Genomic DNA, 17,414 nt, shown 5'->3' on the forward strand with positions numbered 1-17,414 from the left:
ACAATAAAATTAAATTCATGAAACATATTATAAGTATCATAATTCTACTAAGTTCAGCAATTGCTTTTGCGCAAAATGAATTCCACGTTTTTCCTTTAGATGGTACAACAATAGCCGGAACACCAAATGGAAATGGAAGTATAGATAATCCATGGGATTTGCAAACAGCATTATCGCAATCTCCCGAATACGTAAATGGAGGAGATACAATTTGGATTCACGAAGGTGTTTATAATGGAAGATTCATGAGTTTAATTCGGTCTTCAAACTCAAAATTTATTACAGTTTCAGCATTTAAAGATGATACTGTAATACTAGATGGTAATGTATCTACGGAAGGCAAATATGTATTGGAGGTTAAAGGAGGTAAAGTAATATTTAGAAATTTTGAAGTGACCTATTTAGGAGATTTTCCGAGGTTGTATTCAGATAAAAATATTAGAGGAGCTAACGGAATTAATCATATTTCTGGTGAATGTAAATTTCAGAATTTAAAGATTTATAATATTCCTGGACTAGGGTTTGGGTCGTGGAAATCAACAGGAGGATCTGTAATAGAAGATTGTATTATTTATAATAATGGTATTATCGGAAAAGAAAGAGGTTTTGGTGAAGGTATGTATGTTCAAAATCATAGCGATAATACAAGGATCATTAGAAACAACATCATTTTTAATAATTATTATAAAGGTGTAGAGATTTGGTCTGCAAGTTCAGGTCAAAATAAAGAATTTGTTAAAAATATAACCTTAAGTGGTAATGTTATATTCAATAATGGAATTCCCTCAGGAAGACATCAAGGCAATGTAATTATAGCAAGTAATGACAGAGAAAGTGTAAATATTGCCAAGCATATTAAAGTAGAAAACAATGTATTATATCACAACGTAGATTTTATTAAAAACAATAAATTAGGTGATGCTTCGTCTTTGCTTTTGGGTTTTATAAAACAAGCACTTGTTGAAGATATTATAGTTACAGATAATGTAATTATTGGACAAAACAACGCTTTCAGTATTTTGCATGCTAAATCTGTTTTGTTTAAAAATAATACGGTTTATACAGGTTATGTGCATTTTGATAGATCAACGTTACCAGGTTTAGAGTCGCAGTTAATTCAAATGGATCATAATAACTACTTTTCTAAAAGAGGAGTGCCTTTTAGAATTTCAAAACACAAAGATTATACGCTAACAGACTGGCAAAATACTTTTAAAATTGATACACATAGTTCAGCTGGAGCCTTAAAAGATTTTGAAATTAATTCTGTTTTAAAAGTGAGTTCATTACATACAAAACCAAGTCACTTTAATGTTGTGCTTTTAGAAAAAAATGGAAATGATGTTGAAGTTAATTTTAGTGATTATAATATCGAAGAAGGTATGACTTATAAAATCTATGATATTGAAAACAGTCATAAGGTTTTAAAATCTGGTAAAATCACAAAAACTTTAAAAGTTAGTTTCCCTATGAATTTGACGAATTTTGAGAAGCCATTACACAATACTTTGGCCATAAAATCTGCTGATAATTTTGGAGTATTTAGAATTGAATTCGAAAAATCAGAAAAGAAAAGTTTTTTCAAACGCTTATTCGGTTGGTTGTTTTAAGGACTAAACACCATTTACTTAATTACACCAACTATTTTTAATAACTCCGTGTATAATTATAAACAAATTCTATCGTTATAGATTTGGGATTGAATTATATTTGACACTAAATAAAATCATCAAAAAAACGTAAAACTAATGATGTTACTTAAAAAACAGTTAATCATCGTTTTTCTTGTAGTTTCTTCGCTTGCAATGGCTCAAAAATCGGCTGTTTATACTAGTGATTTACAAGATTATCAAAAAGCATTAACCTTATACAATAACAAACAATATCGTGCAGCTCAGTCTTTGTTTGATAATGTTAAAGACAATACAGACGACATAACCATACAATCCGATTGTGCTTATTATATCGCAAATTGTGCTGTGCGTTTAAATCAGAATAATGCAGACGATTTAATCACGGAATTTGTTGAAGATTACCCAACAAGTACTAAAAGAAATACAGCTTTTTTAGATGTTGCAGACTATTACTTTGATAATGGAAAATATGCGTATGCACGTAAATGGTATGAGAAGTTAGACGAAGGTAGCATAGCGCGTTCAGAAAAAGAGCGTTTCAATTTTAATTATGGTTATGCTTTATATTCAACTAAAGATGAAAAGAAAGCGACTAAGTATTTAAATAGAGTTGTAAACTCTAAAGAATATGGTTCTCAAGCTAAATATTACATAGGTTTTTTAGCGTACCAAGGAGATGATTACGATAAAGCGAATGAGTATTTTGATCAAGTAAGTGATAACGAAAAGTACAAGGAAAAATTATCTTATTACCAAGCAGACTTAAATTTCAAGTTAGGTAAATTTGAAAAAGCCATAGAGCTTGCCCAAGCACAATTACCAAGAAGTAATGCAGCTGAAAAATCAGAATTATCAAAAATTATTGGAGAAAGTTATTTCAATCTAGAGAAATACACTGAAGCTATTCCATATTTAAAAGACTATAAAGGAAAAGATAGAAAATGGAGTAATACCGATTATTATCAATTAGGTTATGCGTATTACAAGCAAAATGATTTTGAAAGCGCCATATCAGAATTCAATAAAATAATTGGAGGACAAAATTCAGTAGCGCAAAATGCATATTACCATTTAGGAGAAAGTTACATCAATCTAAACAAAAAGCAGGAAGCTTTAAATGCCTTTAGAAATGCATCACAAATGGATTTTGATGCTAAAATTCAAGAAGATGCTTGGTTAAATTATGCTAAAATTAGTTACGAAATTGGAAATCCATACCAATCCGTTCCTCAGGTTTTAACAAGTTATTTAAAAGCCTATCCTAATTCTGGCTATAAAGAAGAGGTTGAAACACTCTTAATAGATTCTTACATTACATCAAAGAATTATAAAGAAGCCTTAGAACTTTTAAAAGGTAAAAATAGTTTTGAAAATAAAGCAGCTTACCAAAAAGTGGCCTTTTTTAGAGCTGTAGAATTATTTAATGAAAATAAATATAACGAGGCTTTAGGTTTATTTAAAGGCTCTTTAAAAGAACCAATAGATCCTGTTTTTGTTGCTAAAGCAACCTTTTGGAAAGCTGAAACAGAATACAATTTAACTAATTATAACGATGCTTTAATTGGCTTTAAACAGTTTGATGGTTATAGTGAATCTGCTGGTTTATCAGAAAACGAAAATCTAAATTACAATTTAGCATATACCTATTTTAAGCTGAAAGATTACGCTAACGCTTCTAACTATTTTGAGAAATTTATAAAAAATAAGTCGAATGACAAACTACGTCAAAACGATGCTTATTTAAGATTGGCAGATGGCTATTTCGTCTCTAGTAAATATCAGAATGCGATTGAAGCATACAAAAAAGCAATTCAGATTAATGAAATAGAAACAGACTATGCAGCTTTTCAAACAGCGATGAGTCAAGGGTATTTAGGAAAAGGTGCAGATAAGATTTCAGAATTAAAAGCCTTTATTAATCAGTATCCAAAATCGGCATTACGAGATGATGCTATGTATGAGTTGGCAAATTCTTATGTAAAATCTAACGAATCGGATAAAGCGATGCAAATGTACGATCGCCTAAATTCTGAATACAAAACAAGCGCCTTTACCTCTAAGGCCTTATTAAGACAAGGTTTGGTTTATTATAATGGTAATGATAATAATCGTGCATTAACCAAATTTAAACAAGTAGCAACAGACTTTCCAGGTTCTGGAGAAGCGGTTCAGGCGGTTTCAACAGTACGATTAATTTATATCGATTTAGGAAAAGTAGATGAATACGCAACGTGGGTGAGAACATTAGATTACGTTGAAGTTACAGACGTAGATTTAGATAATGCAACCTATTTAGCAGCAGAAAAGCCATATTTAGATAATGAAACGGATAAAGCCATCCGCCAGTTTAATAAATATTTAAATGAATTTCCAAAAGGACTTCATAATGAAAAAGCCCATTTTTATTTGGCGCAATTGTATTACAAAAAAGAATTGTTTGATAATGCACAACCTCATTTTAAAGCTGTTGTTGAAGCTTCAAAATCAGAATATACTGAACAAGCTATCGTAAAGCTTTGTGAGATTTATTTAGGTAAATCTAATTGGGAAAAAGCAGTGCCTATTTTAAAACGATTAGAGCTAGAAGCTGACTATCCTCAGAATGTGGTTTATGCACAATCTAATTTAATGAATGCTTATTACCAAACTGAAGATTACGTTAAAGCAGAAAGCTATGCTGAAAAAGTATTGAGCAATTCTAAATTAGATAACAAAGTTAAGAGTGATGCTAAATTAACAATTGCACGTTCTGCTATTAAAATTGGAGACGAAGCTAAAGCAAAAATAGCATATGCTGAGGTTGAAAAATTAGCAACAGGAAGTGTCGCTGCAGAAGCTTTATTTTACAACGGTTATTTTAAAAACAAAGCAGGAGATTACGAAGCATCAAATACTACTATTCAAAAATTAGCAAAAGACTACGGCAGTTATAAATTGTTTAGTGCAAAAGGCTTGGTTGTAATGGCAAAGAACTTTTATGCTTTAGGAGATGCATTTCAAGCTACTTATATTTTAGAAAGTGTAATTAGCAATTTCCCAGACTTTACAGAGGTTGTAACGGAAGCGAAAGCAGAATTGAATAAAATAAAAGCTGAAGAAGCAAAAACAAATTCATCAATCGAAACTGACGACAACTAAAGGTAACATTAATCAAACGGTCAGGTTCAACCTGTTCAAGCCAAGTTGAAGTATAAACAAAACATTTAAAATGAAAATCAAATTTTTAATTTTTATTGTAACCATATCAAGCAGTATGTCTTTTGTTGTAGCTCAAGAAAAAGACACCATCGCAGATCAAACGGTTAACGTTATTAAACCATACACACCAACAATTTCAGATGCCTTTAAAGTTAAGGATAACCCTAAATTGAATGATTCTAGCGCAGTTAAGAAAAAGGCAATTAAGTATAATATCTTTTCAATTCCGGTAGCATCTACTTTTACACCTGCAAAAGGAAAAGCAGCCACTGTAGATAAAGCCAAAGCTGTAAAATTATACGATAATTATGCATCGCTTGGTGTTGGTAATTATTCGACGCTTTTAGGTGAAGTTTATTTAAACCATGAACTAAGTAAAAGTGAAAATGTTGGTGGTTACTTTAGTCATCATTCGTCTCGAGGAGGTATTGATAATTTGTCGTTAGATGATTATTTTTCTAAAACCAAATTGAATGCACATTACAGTAAGAGCCAACGAGATTATACGTGGAAAGTAGATGGTGGTTTTAATTTGCAAGCTTATAATTGGTACGGTTTACCAGAGGGTGTTTATTCTGAAACACAAATTGATTTAATTGACTCTAAACATACATTTAATAGCTTTAATGTTGGAGGGAAAATTAATTTTGATGATGCTATTGTAAAAGATGCAAGTCTTAGATTTAGACGTTTTGGTGACAATCAAGATTCTGGTGAAAACCGTTTTATGGCTAATAGTAATTTTGAAGTTTCTATACAAGATGCAGATATTGATGCAGAAGTATTTTTAGATTATTTAGGTGGAAGTTTTGATTCTACTTATTTGGAAACCCTAACATCAACATCAATAGATTACGGTAATATTATGTTTGGTTTGGCTCCATCTTATCAGCTTAACCGAGATGATTTAACCATTAATTTAGGTGTAAGGTTAACTTACCTTAATGATACAGAGCTAAGCAAAAGTAAATTTTATGTACATCCTAATATTGAAGCATCATACCGCTTAGTAGATGAACTGTTGATTGCTTACGCAGGTCTTACAGGTAAAGTGATTCAAAATTCGTATTACGATTTTGCTAATGTGAATCCATTTGTATCACCAACACTTTATGTAAGTCCAACCGATCAACAGTATAAAACTTTTGTAGGTGTAAAAGGAAAGCTAACTAGTAATATAAGCTATAATATTACAGGGAATTATGCTTCTGAAAAAGCAAAGGCATTATATAAGTCTAATGTTGCGATAACTTCGGCAACGGAAGACTATCAATATGGTAATTCTTTTAATGTAGTTTACGATGATGTTACTACATTTTCTATTGCAGGTGAATTGAATGTAGACTTCAATAGAAATTTTACTTTAGGAATTAAAGGAGAGTATTTTGCATATGATACAGATGATGAAGCACAAGCATGGAATTTACCAGATTTAGAAGCCTCATTGTTTTTAGATTATCAGATTTCAGAACAATGGTTTGCTGGTGCAAGTGCTTATTTTGTTGGTGAGCGAAAAGATGAAAGAATAGTTACTGATTTGTTCTTGCAAACAGATATATCAAGAGTATCATTAGAAAGCTATTTTGATTTAAACGCACATGTAGGTTATAAAATAAACGACCAATTATCTGTTTTTGCGAAGGCTAATAATATTTTTAATCAAGATTATCAGCGATGGTTAAATTTCCCAGTTCAAGGTATTCAGTTTTTAGCTGGTGCAACTTATCAGTTTGATTTTTAATAAAAAGTATTATTACAGTTGTTGTTTAGAGACTTCATTATTACATACAAGATTTTTAAAAGCGTTCCAAAGTGGAGCGCTTTTCTTATTTTTACACAAGATATCAATTTATCATCATGGTGTTGAATATTTATAAATACAGAATAAAAATTAGATTTAACATGAATAAAAAACTACTATTAATTTTCTTATTAATCACCGTTTTCGCTTGTGAAAAAGATAAATTACAAGCCGATTTAATCGTTACAAATGCTAATATTTATACCGTTAATAATGACTTCAATAAAGCGGAAGCATTTGCTGTAAAAGATGGTAAAATAATTGCTGTAGGATCAACATCTGAAATAGATAATAAATACAAAGCCATTGACACGCTCAATGCTAAAGGTAAAACTCTTGTGCCAGGATTTATAGATGCACATTGTCATTTTTTAGGTTTAGGGCTTAATCAGCAAACTGTTGATTTAGTGGGTACAAAGAGTTTTGAGGAGATGATGAAACGTGTTTTAGATTTTCAGAATACAAAACATAAAAAATTTATATTCGGACGCGGTTGGGATCAAAATGATTGGGAGGATAAACAATTTCCAAATAAAAATTTATTAGATAAATTATTTCCTAATATACCTGTTGCGTTGTTGCGTATAGATGGCCATGCCATATTAGCCAATCAAGCAGCATTAGATTTAGGTAAAGTCACTAAAAACAGTAAAATTGATGGAGGTGAAGTGGTTGTTGAAAATGGAAAACTGACTGGAGTTTTAATTGATAATGCAGAACAGTTGGTTATGAATCATTGGCCAAAACCAACAAAAATTGAACAAGCAAAGGCGTTGTTAGAAGCTCAGAAAATATGTTTTGATTTAGGTTTAACCACAGTTGATGATGCAGGCTTAAGTAAGGAATCCATTGAGATTATTGAAAACCTTCAAGAATCTGGAAAACTGAAAATGCGCATATATGCAATGGTGTCGCATTCCGAAGAGAACTTAGATTACTTTTTAAATAAAGGTATTACCAAAACAGACCGACTCAATGTACGCTCATTTAAGTTTTATGCAGATGGAGCACTTGGTTCTAGAGGAGCTATGTTAAAAGAACCATATTCAGACAAGCCTGGTCATCTAGGATTATTGGTTACGGATTTAGAAACCTTAAAAAAAGCAGCTGAGCGTATTGCAGATTCTGAGTTTCAAATGAATACTCATGCTATTGGAGATTCTGCCAATAGAGCCGTTTTAGAAACCTATAATAAAGTTTTAAAAGGTAAAAACGATAGACGTTGGAGAGTAGAACATGCACAAATTGTGTCGACCGAGGATTTTGATTTTTACAAAAATATAATGCCATCTATACAACCAACGCATGCAACAAGTGATATGTATTGGGCAGAAGATCGTATAGGTTCTGAACGCGTCAAAGGTGCATATGCCTATAAAAAACTATTAGAAGCTTACGGAAAAGTAGCTTTAGGAACTGATTTTCCGGTAGAGCGTGTAAGTCCGTTTTTAACGTTTTATGCTGCTGTGGCTAGACAAGATTTAGACCAATATCCTGAAGGTGGTTTTCAAATGGAAAATGCATTGAGTAGAGAAGAAGCTCTAAAAGGAATGACTATTTGGGCAGCGTACTCTAATTTTGAAGAAAATGAAAAGGGAAGTATTGAGGTAGGTAAATTTGCAGATTTCATCATTCTAGATAAAGATATTATGACGGTTGATGCTAATGAAATACCGAATATTAAAGTGTTAAAGACCGTTGTTGGAGGTGAAATTTAATAGATGTTTAAATATGAAAAAGGTTAGTATAACATTTTTATTAATTACTTTTTGTTTAAATTTTTCATTTGCTCAATATGATTGGACAAATGCTAAATTATATTTAAAAAACAGAGAGGTTCTTAGCGGTGAAGTAAAGATTCCTGTGATGGGAGCTGGCATGAATTTGGGTAAAGAAACTCTAAAATATAGAATTGATAAAAAAGATAAGGTGTCTGATTTCAAGCCAGAGGAAGTTGATAGTATTCTTTTTATAATTGAATACAACAAAAAAGTAGATAACAAAAAAGTAATAGAAACCCGTTTACAAACATTTGTTCCAGTTTTTCTAAATAAGAAGAAATCAAGATTGGGTTTTGTAGAAATTTTGGTTGATGGAAAGCTAAGGTTGGTTGGTAAAACTGTGATAGATAATTTTGGGGGTAATTCTTCAAATATTACAATTGGAGTAAATGGAGGTCATATATATCAAAATGATTATATGCGTGGTCATAATCAAGTTATGCTTTTAAAAGAAGGTGAAAAACCTGAGGTATTTTATAGGGATACTTCTTCTAAATTTTTTAGAAAGAGAGCTATGAAATATTTTAAGGATTGTATTTCATTAGAAATTAAAATAGAAAATAAATTTTTTAAAAAAGAAGATATTCAAGATGTTGTAAGATTTTATAACCTTAACTGCGCCAAATAATCAAAATGCTCACCATCTATAACTTTTTCACATTGTAATCCAACAGTTAAACAAGCTGTTTTCAACGTTTCAAAATCGAGATATAACCATTTCATAGGAGATTCTTTTTCGTCTTTATAAGTTAAAAAATAATCTAGTTCGCCAGGATAACCTTGGTTGAGGTCTAACCACATGCCTCCATCCTCATCTTCGTACATATATGAAATATCCGAAGAATCTATGAGAATTTGCCCTTCAGGTTTTAAAAGCGATTTTAAATGCATTAAATATTTTGAAACTTGAGATAATTCTTGAAAAATCCCAGTACCATTCATCAATAATAAAATAGTATCAAACGTTTCAGTTTCTTCTAAAAGTGGTTTTAATTCGGCATTTAAAACTCCACGTTTTTTAGCTACTTCAATAGCACCTTTAGAGTTATCAATCGCTTTTACTTTTAAACCCTTTTCTTGTAACCAAAGTGAATGGCTTCCAGAGCCACAACCCACGTCTAAAATGTGACCTTTAGATAACTGTAATGCTCTTTGTTCTAGTTTTGGCATATCAGAATAACCTCTAAATAAGTAAGGAAGTGGTAAAGCATCTTCATCCGAAATATTAGTAGATGTTATGAGATCTTCAGAGTAATTTCCGTTCTGGTAATCTAATAAGGCTTTTCCAAAAATATCTTTAGTCATAGTTTTTTGTCTGTTTGATGGATTTTTGTTTTAATTGAAATTGTATTGAGAACTTTAGTTAAATTTGTTTTATGCAAGACCAGATCAATAACCTTCCAAAGCTCGCCAAAGATAAACATAAGGAGAACAAAACCTTTTTTACAAAGCTAAAAAAGAAACCACCAAAGCAGTTAGACTATTTAATGCAAGAGTTGCACGAAGCTGAATTTGAGCGTACCGATTGTTTAGAATGTGCCAACTGTTGTAAGACCACAGGTCCTTTATTTACAGATAAAGATATTCAGCGTATTGCTAAATCTTTTAAAATGAAAGAACAGCAATTTATAGATGCCTATTTGCATTTAGATGAAGAAAATGATTATGTACTGCAATCTGTGCCATGTACGTTTTTAGGAGCTGATAATTATTGCTCTATTTATGATGTGCGTCCTAAGGCGTGCAGAGAATTTCCGCATACAGATCGAAAAAAGTTTCAACAAATTTCTAATTTAACTTTAAAGAATGTTGCCATTTGTCCTGCAGCTTTTAATATTGTTGAAGAAATGAAGAAGAGAATTCAATTGTAAGAGCTTTTGTGTTTTCGGAATAATTTTTGATATTAAAAAGATTAAAAAACACCATGAAAAAACGAATTATAATATCGCTATTGTTTTGTTTTACAATCAGTTTATCACATGCTCAAGCTTGGATGACGAACTTAGAAATTGCTCAAAGTTTAGCTTCGGTGCAAAATAAAATGGTATTAATGGTTTGGGAAGGGACTACAAAATATCCTTATCCTGTATTTATAAATAATGATAAAGGGAATACGGTTTTTATTAATAACCTTTTTGAAGATGAATTGGTAAGTCCAATAATTTGGAAAAATTTTGTTCCAGTAATTGTAAGCGAAGATGAATATGCGGATTTATACTTAAAAATTAAGGATAGTCGCTCTCAAAAATATATGGATAAGTTTAATGATGACTCTATTAAAATATTAGATATAAATGGTAATATATTGAATACAGCTTACACCTCAATTGATTACGAGAATATTACTACGATGATTCAGGATTACGGATTAAATACCGAATTTATCGCGGTGGAATTAATGAGTTATAAGCAAAAGCAAGATTTTTATTCGGCTTATTATCTAGCTTCAAAATATTTAGATTATTCTATGTATATGAAAGAAAGCGTTAGGCAAGAAGTGATAGATTTAGCCAATATCTATTTAAATGAAGCTGCTGGTTTTGTTGAAGCAAATAAAAATGAAGATCAACTTTCACTGCAGCAACGTGTAGAGCTTTTAAAAATTCAGGAAAATTTAATTACTAAACATCCCAAAAAAGTATTGCGTCAATTAAAACGAATGGATGCCGAAAATGTAGCAACTAATAACCAAGCATTCGTTGCCTTTTTGTATTATACAGCTTATAAGATTTTAAATGACAAAACTAATGCTGAACAATGGAAGTCTAAGATTTCTTCAGTAAATTTGAAGAAAGCGGAGTTAATTATTAATCTTAATTCTTTATAATATTGGAAAACATTATTAATTACTTTGAAACTATTCCTTCATTACACAGAAGTCTTATTTTAGTTGGTGGACTTACATTTTTTTGGTTATTAGAAGGAGGTTTACCATTATTTAAGTTTAAATATAAAAAATGGCAACACGCTATTCCTAATCTCTTCTTTACATTAACTACGATTATTATAAATTTTGCTTTTGCATTTGTTCTTTTAAGTTCTGCAGATTGGGTAAAAGCCAATGATTTTGGAATTATAAACTGGTTACCGCAAATGCCATTATGGTTATATGTCTTTCTTGGTTTATTATTTTTAGATTTTTTTGGAGCCTATTTAGCACATTATGTGGAGCACAAAGTAAAACCACTTTGGATGGTGCATTTAGTACATCATACAGATCATAAAGTAGATACGACTACTGCAAATAGACATCACCCAATTGAAAGTCTTATTAGGTTCGGTTTTACTTTACTAGGCGTTTTTGTAGTTGGTACACCAATAGCTTTAGTGATGATGTACCAAGCCATGTCTTTAATATTTACACAGTTTACACATGCAAATATTAAATTACCAAAAGGCTTAGATAAGGCCTTGAGCTATTTTATTGTATCTCCAGATATGCACAAAACACATCATCATTATAGATTACCATATACAGACTCTAACTATGGAAACATTTTTAGTATTTGGGATCGTGTTTTGGGAACTTATAGGTATATGGATCGTGAGAAGTTGATTTATGGAGTTGATGTTTTTCCGGACGAAGTGAAGAACAGTAATATTAGGCATTTACTTAAACAACCATTTCTGAACTATGAAAAATCAACACTTTCAGCAGAAACTGAAAACTAGTGCAATCGCATTTTTAATTCTATTATGTATGAGCTGTAATACTAACCGAAAACAAATAGATATACAAGGTCATAGAGGTTGTAGAGGATTGTTACCAGAAAATTCATTACCAGCTTTTGAAAAAGCAATAGATTTAGGAGTGCATACTTTAGAGTTAGATATTGTGATCTCTAAAGATAATAAGGTGGTTGTATCTCATGAGCCTTTTATGAATCCTTTAATTTGTTTAGATATTAATGGAGACGTTTTTCCAGATTCACTTGATGCAAAACTTAATTTGTATCAAATGAATTATGAAGAGATTAAACAATTTGACTGTGGTTCAAAATTTCATCCTACATATCCAAATCAAGAAAAATTAAATACCTATAAGCCATTATTAGCAGAAGTATTTGATTTGGTGAAAGCAAAAAAATCTGATGTTAAGTTTAATATCGAAATTAAATCTGAATCTAATTATTATGGCATTTTCACACCTTATCCTGAAGATTACGTCGCCTTAGTTTTAGATGAAATTAAAAAACAAGACATGCTTAATCGTGTAAATCTTCAATCTTTTGATTTGCAAATTCTTGAACAAATAAAAAAGCAATCTCCAAATATGGAAGTAGCTATACTCATTGAGGATAATGAAACCATTGATGGAAAACTTAAAGCACTATCTTACCAACCAGAGATTATCAGTCCATATTTTAAATTATTAACATCAGCATCTGTTAAAGCCTATCAGGCAAAAGGTTTTAAAATTATTCCTTGGACAATTAATAGCGAAGATGATATGAAAGAAATGATATCATGGCAAGTTGATGGTATTATTACAGATTATCCAAATCGATTGATTGAGCTATTAAAGCTATAATTTTCTTACATTTTTTTAAAATAATGCAGTTCGTCGAATATTTGTGGTAGATAATGTAAATTATAGGTTGTATCATCTTAAAACCACTTATGTTTAAACGGATTAATTAATTATTGTTGGGTATACACTTGCTATGTGTAACTTAAAGTTGTGTTGTTTTGAAAAATTTAATCCGCTTCTGCATTATCATTATTCTCTCCATTTTATTGGGTTTTACGTTGCATGCACAAGAGCAATATGCTAAGTTAGAGAAAAACCGAAATATTCAAGCTCAAGGATTAATTCATCAATTAAATAAAACTAGTGACACTTTAATTCTTAAAAGTGATAAAATAATCCATTCGCTTTATACAATCAATCAAAACTATACACGCGAGCTAGATATTGAAATCGATTCTACCGCTTATAAATTACCATTAAATAAATTATCTATAGGAAAGCATGTGTTTGTAGCTAGACAAGCACCAATGAAAATAATATTTGTTGTAAGAATTTTAAAGGAAATTCCAACGCAACTTCCTGAGTCGTATAGAACCAAAGCTCTGGTTGCTATTAAACAATTAAATTCATCAGTTGAAAAAGAAAATAGCGCGCGCTTAGTCGTAGATTAAATAGTGCTTGCGTTTGTTTTTAAAAGTCTCTAAATCGGTTTTCCAACTTGCTTTAATTTCCGCTTCACTTAAACCAGCTTCAATCTGTTTTTGCAATATTGCGGTTCCTGCATGAGTGGTGAAATTAGACATGTTAAACACTTTACTCTTATCAGTTGCATGGTTATAAGCATCCATGATATATTTTAAGGTGAAATGACGCTCAGCACTAACCTTTGATAAATCTACGCCATAGCAAATTTCATTTTCATGCTTTGGATATTTAGACCCAAAATTGGCAACAGGAGTATAACTAAAGTTGTAGTGATTCTTATCTAAAAACGGTGCGCCATAGCGTTGAAACTGAAATTCAGTACCTCTACCTGCATTAATGTTTGTGCCTTCAAACAAACCCAAACTAGGATACAACACAATAGATTGGTCGTTTGGTAAATTAGGCGACGGTCTAATGGCTAAGTTGTAAGTACTATTGTGATTATAATTCTGCACTTTAATAATAGTAATGTTGCAAGTGATGCCATTATTTAACCAAGCTTCACCATTTATCATTTTTGCATACTCGCCAATCGTCATGCCATGAACTAAAGGAATAGGATGCATGCCTAAAAAGCTACTGTGTTTTTTTTCTAAAACAGGACCATCAACATAATTACCATTTGGATTTGGCCGATCTAAAATTAAAAGTGGAATATTTTGTTCGGCACAAGCTTCCATAACATAATGTAATGTAGAAATATAGGTGTAGAAGCGCACACCAACATCTTGAATATCAAAAACCACAATATCCACATCTTCAAGCTGTGTTTTGGTCGGTTTTTTATGTTTTCCATGCAGCGAGTAAATGGCTAAACCTGTTTTGGTGTCTTTGCCATCTTTTACCAATTCACCTGCATCTGCAGTGCCTCTAAAGCCATGTTCTGGAGCAAATACTTTTGTAATATCCACATTTCGGTTTAAAAGAGAATCTATAAGATGTGAGTAAGGTTTATTTGGATACGTACTTTTATCTTCAGTGAAATGATAGCGATTAAATTCATTGTAGTAAGCTTTTTTAAAAATTACAGACGTTTGATTGGCAACAACACCAACACGTTTTCCTTTTAGTAGTGTTAAATATGACTCTGTTCTATTAGCGCCAACTATAATTGATTTTTTTTCTTCGATTGCTGTTGTGAGACTTAAAGAGTCAACGTATTGGTTTTCTGAAATTATATGTAAAGCACTACTGTTTTCTTCTTCTACAAGTTGAGAATTCTCTGCTTTTGATTTCATTTGATTTCCACAAGAAAATGTAAGGGAGGATATCCCAATAATTATCGAGAATAAAACTGTATTTTTGAAAACCTTTAAAAGCATATATTAGGTTTGAATTTTGAGTTATTTATAGCTAAACGTATAATAGGCAATAAAACGTATAAAAGTAGTGTTTCGGCACCAATAATTAAAATTGGTATCGCAGCAATTGCTATTGGTATTATTGTAATGCTTATTGCAATCGCAACAGGTTTAGGATTACAGCAGAAAATTAGGGATAAAGTTGTAGCATTTAATGGCCATATAGAAATCACTAATTACGATACTAATGCGTCAGATGAATCTCAGGTACCAATTTCTATCAACCAAGATTTTTATCCTAATTTTAAAGATGTAGACGGTGTAAAACACATTCAAGCTGTAGCTACCAAATTTGCAGTGATTAGAACCGAAACGGATTTTGAAGGTGTGGTTGTAAAAGGTGTTGGAGCCGATTATAATTGGGAATATTTTAAAGAATTTTTAGTCAAAGGAAGACTTCCAGATTTTACACAAAATCGAAATGAAGAAGCATTAATTTCAAGTTATCTTGCTAATCGATTAGGATTTAAAGTCGGTGATAAGTTTCAAACTTTATTTACCGAAGAGATAGATAGATTACCTCGTATTATTAATTTTGAAATTGTAGGGATTTACAATTCAGGTTTTCAAGAGCTTGATGAAAAATTTTTAATAGCCGATTTAAGGCATGTGCAACGTCTTAATAAATGGGAAGCTGACCAAATAGGAAGTTTTGAGGTTTTTATTGATGATTTTTCTCAAATTGATGAAAAGACAGTTGAAGTATATAAAGCGATTCCATCTTTAATGAATGCGACTTCAATTACTCAAAAATATTATACCATCTTCGAGTGGATTAAGATTTTCGATAACAATACTTATGGTATTATAGCTATTATGATTATTGTAGCAGGTATTAATATGATTACCGCTTTATTGGTTTTAATCTTAGAACGTACGAGTATGATTGGGATCTTAAAAGCGTTAGGTAGCTCTAACTGGACCATCAGAAAAGTATTTCTTTACAATGCTTCTTATTTAGTTGGGTTGGGATTACTTTGGGGAAATATTATAGGTTTAGGTTTATTGTTTGCACAGAAGTATTTTGAGCTGTTTCCATTAAATCCAGATACCTATTACGTAAGTACAGCGCCTGTTTACATCAGTTGGGAATATATTGTAATTCTTAACCTTGGTACATTTATAGCTTGTTTATTAATGCTATTAATTCCTTCAGTTATTATTTCTAAGATTTCCCCAGTTAAAGCGATTCGATTTGATTAATAATGCATTGTTAGCTTCAGATTATCAACTAATAAACGCTTTCAATTATAAATGCTTTTTGCTAAAGGCATAACACTATTATTATAACCTTTTTAACTTTATACTTCTAACTTTTCACTTATTTTTGCATCCTTGAAAAAACAATTATGGAATACGTAGAAAATATATTAGGTACAATAGGGAATACACCATTAGTGAAAATGAATAAGCTAGTGGAAGACTTGCCATGTCTAGTACTTGCAAAATACGAAACTTTTAATCCTGGGAATTCTGTAAAAGACCGAATGGCTTTACAGATGATTGAAGATGCAGAGGCAGATGGTCGTTTAAAACCAGGAGGAACCATAATTGAAGGTACTTCAGGAAACACAGGTATGGGATTAGCTTTGGCAGCTATTGTAAAAGGATACAAATGTATTTTTGTAATGGCAGATAAGCAATCTAAAGAAAAAGTAGATATTATGCGTGCTGTAGGAGCACAAGTTATTGTTTGCCCAACAGCAGTAGAGCCAGACGACCCAAGGAGTTATTATTCAGTATCAAAACGATTAGGTGAAGAAACTCCAAATTCTTGGTATGTTAATCAATACGATAATCCAAGTAATACTAAAGCGCATTACGAAAGTACAGGTCCAGAAATCTGGAAACAAACCGATGGTAAAATCACACATTTTGTAGTGGGTGTTGGTACAGGAGGAACTATTTCTGGCGTTGGAAAATACCTAAAAGAACAAAATCCAAATATTAAAGTTTGGGGAGTTGATACGTATGGTTCTGTATTTAAAAAATATCACGAAACAGGTATCTTTGATGAAAAAGAAATCTACCCTTATGTAACAGAAGGCATTGGTGAAGATATTTTACCAAAAAATGTAGATTTTAGTATTATTGATGGTTTTACTAAGGTAACAGATAAAGACGCATGCGTTTACACACAACGTTTAGCAAAAGAAGAGGGTATGTTTTTAGGAAACTCAGCCGGATCAGCAATAAAGGGTGTATTGCAATTAAAAGAACATTTTAAACCAGAAGATGTAGTTGTGGTATTATTTCATGATCATGGTAGTCGTTATGTAGGTAAAATGTTTAATGACGATTGGATGCGTAAGATGGGATATATTGATTAAATCTTCCTGCGAAAGCAGTAATCTTATTATATAAAAATAAAAATCTTGGGTACTTACTCAGGATTTTTTTGTTTCTGTAATTGCTATGTTCTCAATAACAGTTTAATTTTTTTATTAAACCCTCACTAATGGT

14 protein-coding genes are annotated in these 17,414 nt (G+C 31.3%); 12 read left to right on the forward strand and 2 right to left on the reverse strand.

Annotation, left to right across the window (positions count from 1 at the left end):
* The first annotated feature begins 17 nt into the window (after window positions 1–17).
* The 5 genes from DFQ10_RS05540 (at window position 18) to DFQ10_RS05560 (ending at window position 9,042) form a co-directional block, all read left to right on the forward strand.
* Window positions 18–1,610, forward strand: coding sequence for a right-handed parallel beta-helix repeat-containing protein (locus DFQ10_RS05540; RefSeq protein ID WP_115816355.1), 1,593 nt, complete (start codon window positions 18–20; stop codon window positions 1,608–1,610).
* A gap of 138 nt (window positions 1,611–1,748) precedes the next feature.
* Complete coding sequence (locus DFQ10_RS05545; RefSeq protein WP_115816356.1) at window positions 1,749–4,772, forward strand: tetratricopeptide repeat protein; 3,024 nt, start codon at window positions 1,749–1,751, stop codon at window positions 4,770–4,772.
* Window positions 4,773–4,842: 70 nt separating this feature from the next.
* Complete coding sequence (locus tag DFQ10_RS05550) at window positions 4,843–6,573, forward strand: porin family protein (protein ID WP_115816357.1); 1,731 nt, start codon at window positions 4,843–4,845, stop codon at window positions 6,571–6,573.
* A 161-nt stretch (window positions 6,574–6,734) separates the two neighbouring features.
* The gene (locus DFQ10_RS05555) at window positions 6,735–8,351 is read left to right on the forward strand and encodes an amidohydrolase (RefSeq protein WP_115816358.1); all 1,617 of its coding nucleotides are present in this window, start codon (window positions 6,735–6,737) and stop codon (window positions 8,349–8,351) included.
* 13 nt (window positions 8,352–8,364) lie between these two features.
* Window positions 8,365–9,042 (forward strand): hypothetical protein, encoded by a 678-nt coding sequence (locus DFQ10_RS05560; RefSeq protein ID WP_115816359.1) that lies wholly within the window; start codon window positions 8,365–8,367, stop codon window positions 9,040–9,042.
* On the opposite strand, the gene DFQ10_RS05565 is transcribed toward DFQ10_RS05560, so the two are convergent.
* Window positions 9,018–9,719, reverse strand: coding sequence for a class I SAM-dependent methyltransferase (locus DFQ10_RS05565; protein WP_115816360.1), 702 nt, complete (start codon window positions 9,717–9,719; stop codon window positions 9,018–9,020). The genes DFQ10_RS05560 and DFQ10_RS05565 overlap by 25 nt on opposite strands.
* Before the next feature lie 71 nt (window positions 9,720–9,790).
* Between DFQ10_RS05565 and DFQ10_RS05570 the strand changes: the two genes are divergently transcribed.
* The 5 genes from DFQ10_RS05570 to DFQ10_RS05590 all read left to right on the forward strand — a co-directional run bounded on the left by DFQ10_RS05570 (window position 9,791) and on the right by DFQ10_RS05590 (window position 13,556).
* Window positions 9,791–10,285, forward strand: a complete 495-nt coding sequence (locus DFQ10_RS05570; protein ID WP_115816361.1) for a YkgJ family cysteine cluster protein — start codon at window positions 9,791–9,793, stop codon at window positions 10,283–10,285.
* Window positions 10,286–10,338: 53 nt separating this feature from the next.
* Complete coding sequence (locus DFQ10_RS05575; protein WP_147299177.1) at window positions 10,339–11,241, forward strand: hypothetical protein; 903 nt, start codon at window positions 10,339–10,341, stop codon at window positions 11,239–11,241.
* 2 nt (window positions 11,242–11,243) lie between these two features.
* Window positions 11,244–12,086: a sterol desaturase family protein gene (locus tag DFQ10_RS05580; RefSeq protein WP_115816363.1), complete on the forward strand. Its 843-nt coding sequence runs from the start codon at window positions 11,244–11,246 to the stop codon at window positions 12,084–12,086.
* A 28-nt stretch (window positions 12,087–12,114) separates the two neighbouring features.
* Entirely contained in the window at window positions 12,115–12,945 is an 831-nt protein-coding gene (locus DFQ10_RS05585; RefSeq protein ID WP_115816364.1) for a glycerophosphodiester phosphodiesterase, read from the forward strand.
* Window positions 12,946–13,103: 158 nt separating this feature from the next.
* On the forward strand, window positions 13,104–13,556 hold the full coding sequence (locus tag DFQ10_RS05590; protein WP_147299178.1) for a hypothetical protein: 453 nt from the start codon (window positions 13,104–13,106) through the stop codon (window positions 13,554–13,556).
* Here the strand turns inward: DFQ10_RS05590 and DFQ10_RS05595 are convergent.
* Complete coding sequence (locus tag DFQ10_RS05595; protein ID WP_115816366.1) at window positions 13,542–14,912, reverse strand: exo-beta-N-acetylmuramidase NamZ family protein; 1,371 nt, start codon at window positions 14,910–14,912, stop codon at window positions 13,542–13,544. The two genes, DFQ10_RS05590 and DFQ10_RS05595, sit on opposite strands and share 15 nt — an antisense overlap.
* Window positions 14,913–14,921: 9 nt before the next feature.
* Between DFQ10_RS05595 and DFQ10_RS05600 the strand changes: the two genes are divergently transcribed.
* Together DFQ10_RS05600 and DFQ10_RS05605 are read left to right on the forward strand one after the other, a co-directional pair.
* A complete protein-coding gene (locus tag DFQ10_RS05600) occupies window positions 14,922–16,154 on the forward strand; it encodes an ABC transporter permease (protein WP_115816367.1) in 1,233 nt (410 codons plus the stop codon).
* 146 nt (window positions 16,155–16,300) lie between these two features.
* Entirely contained in the window at window positions 16,301–17,281 is a 981-nt protein-coding gene (locus DFQ10_RS05605) for a PLP-dependent cysteine synthase family protein (RefSeq protein WP_115816368.1), read from the forward strand.
* Window positions 17,282–17,414: the final 133 nt, after the last annotated feature.

The organism is Winogradskyella eximia (assembly GCF_003386165.1).
GTDB lineage: Bacteria > Bacteroidota > Bacteroidia > Flavobacteriales > Flavobacteriaceae > Winogradskyella > Winogradskyella eximia.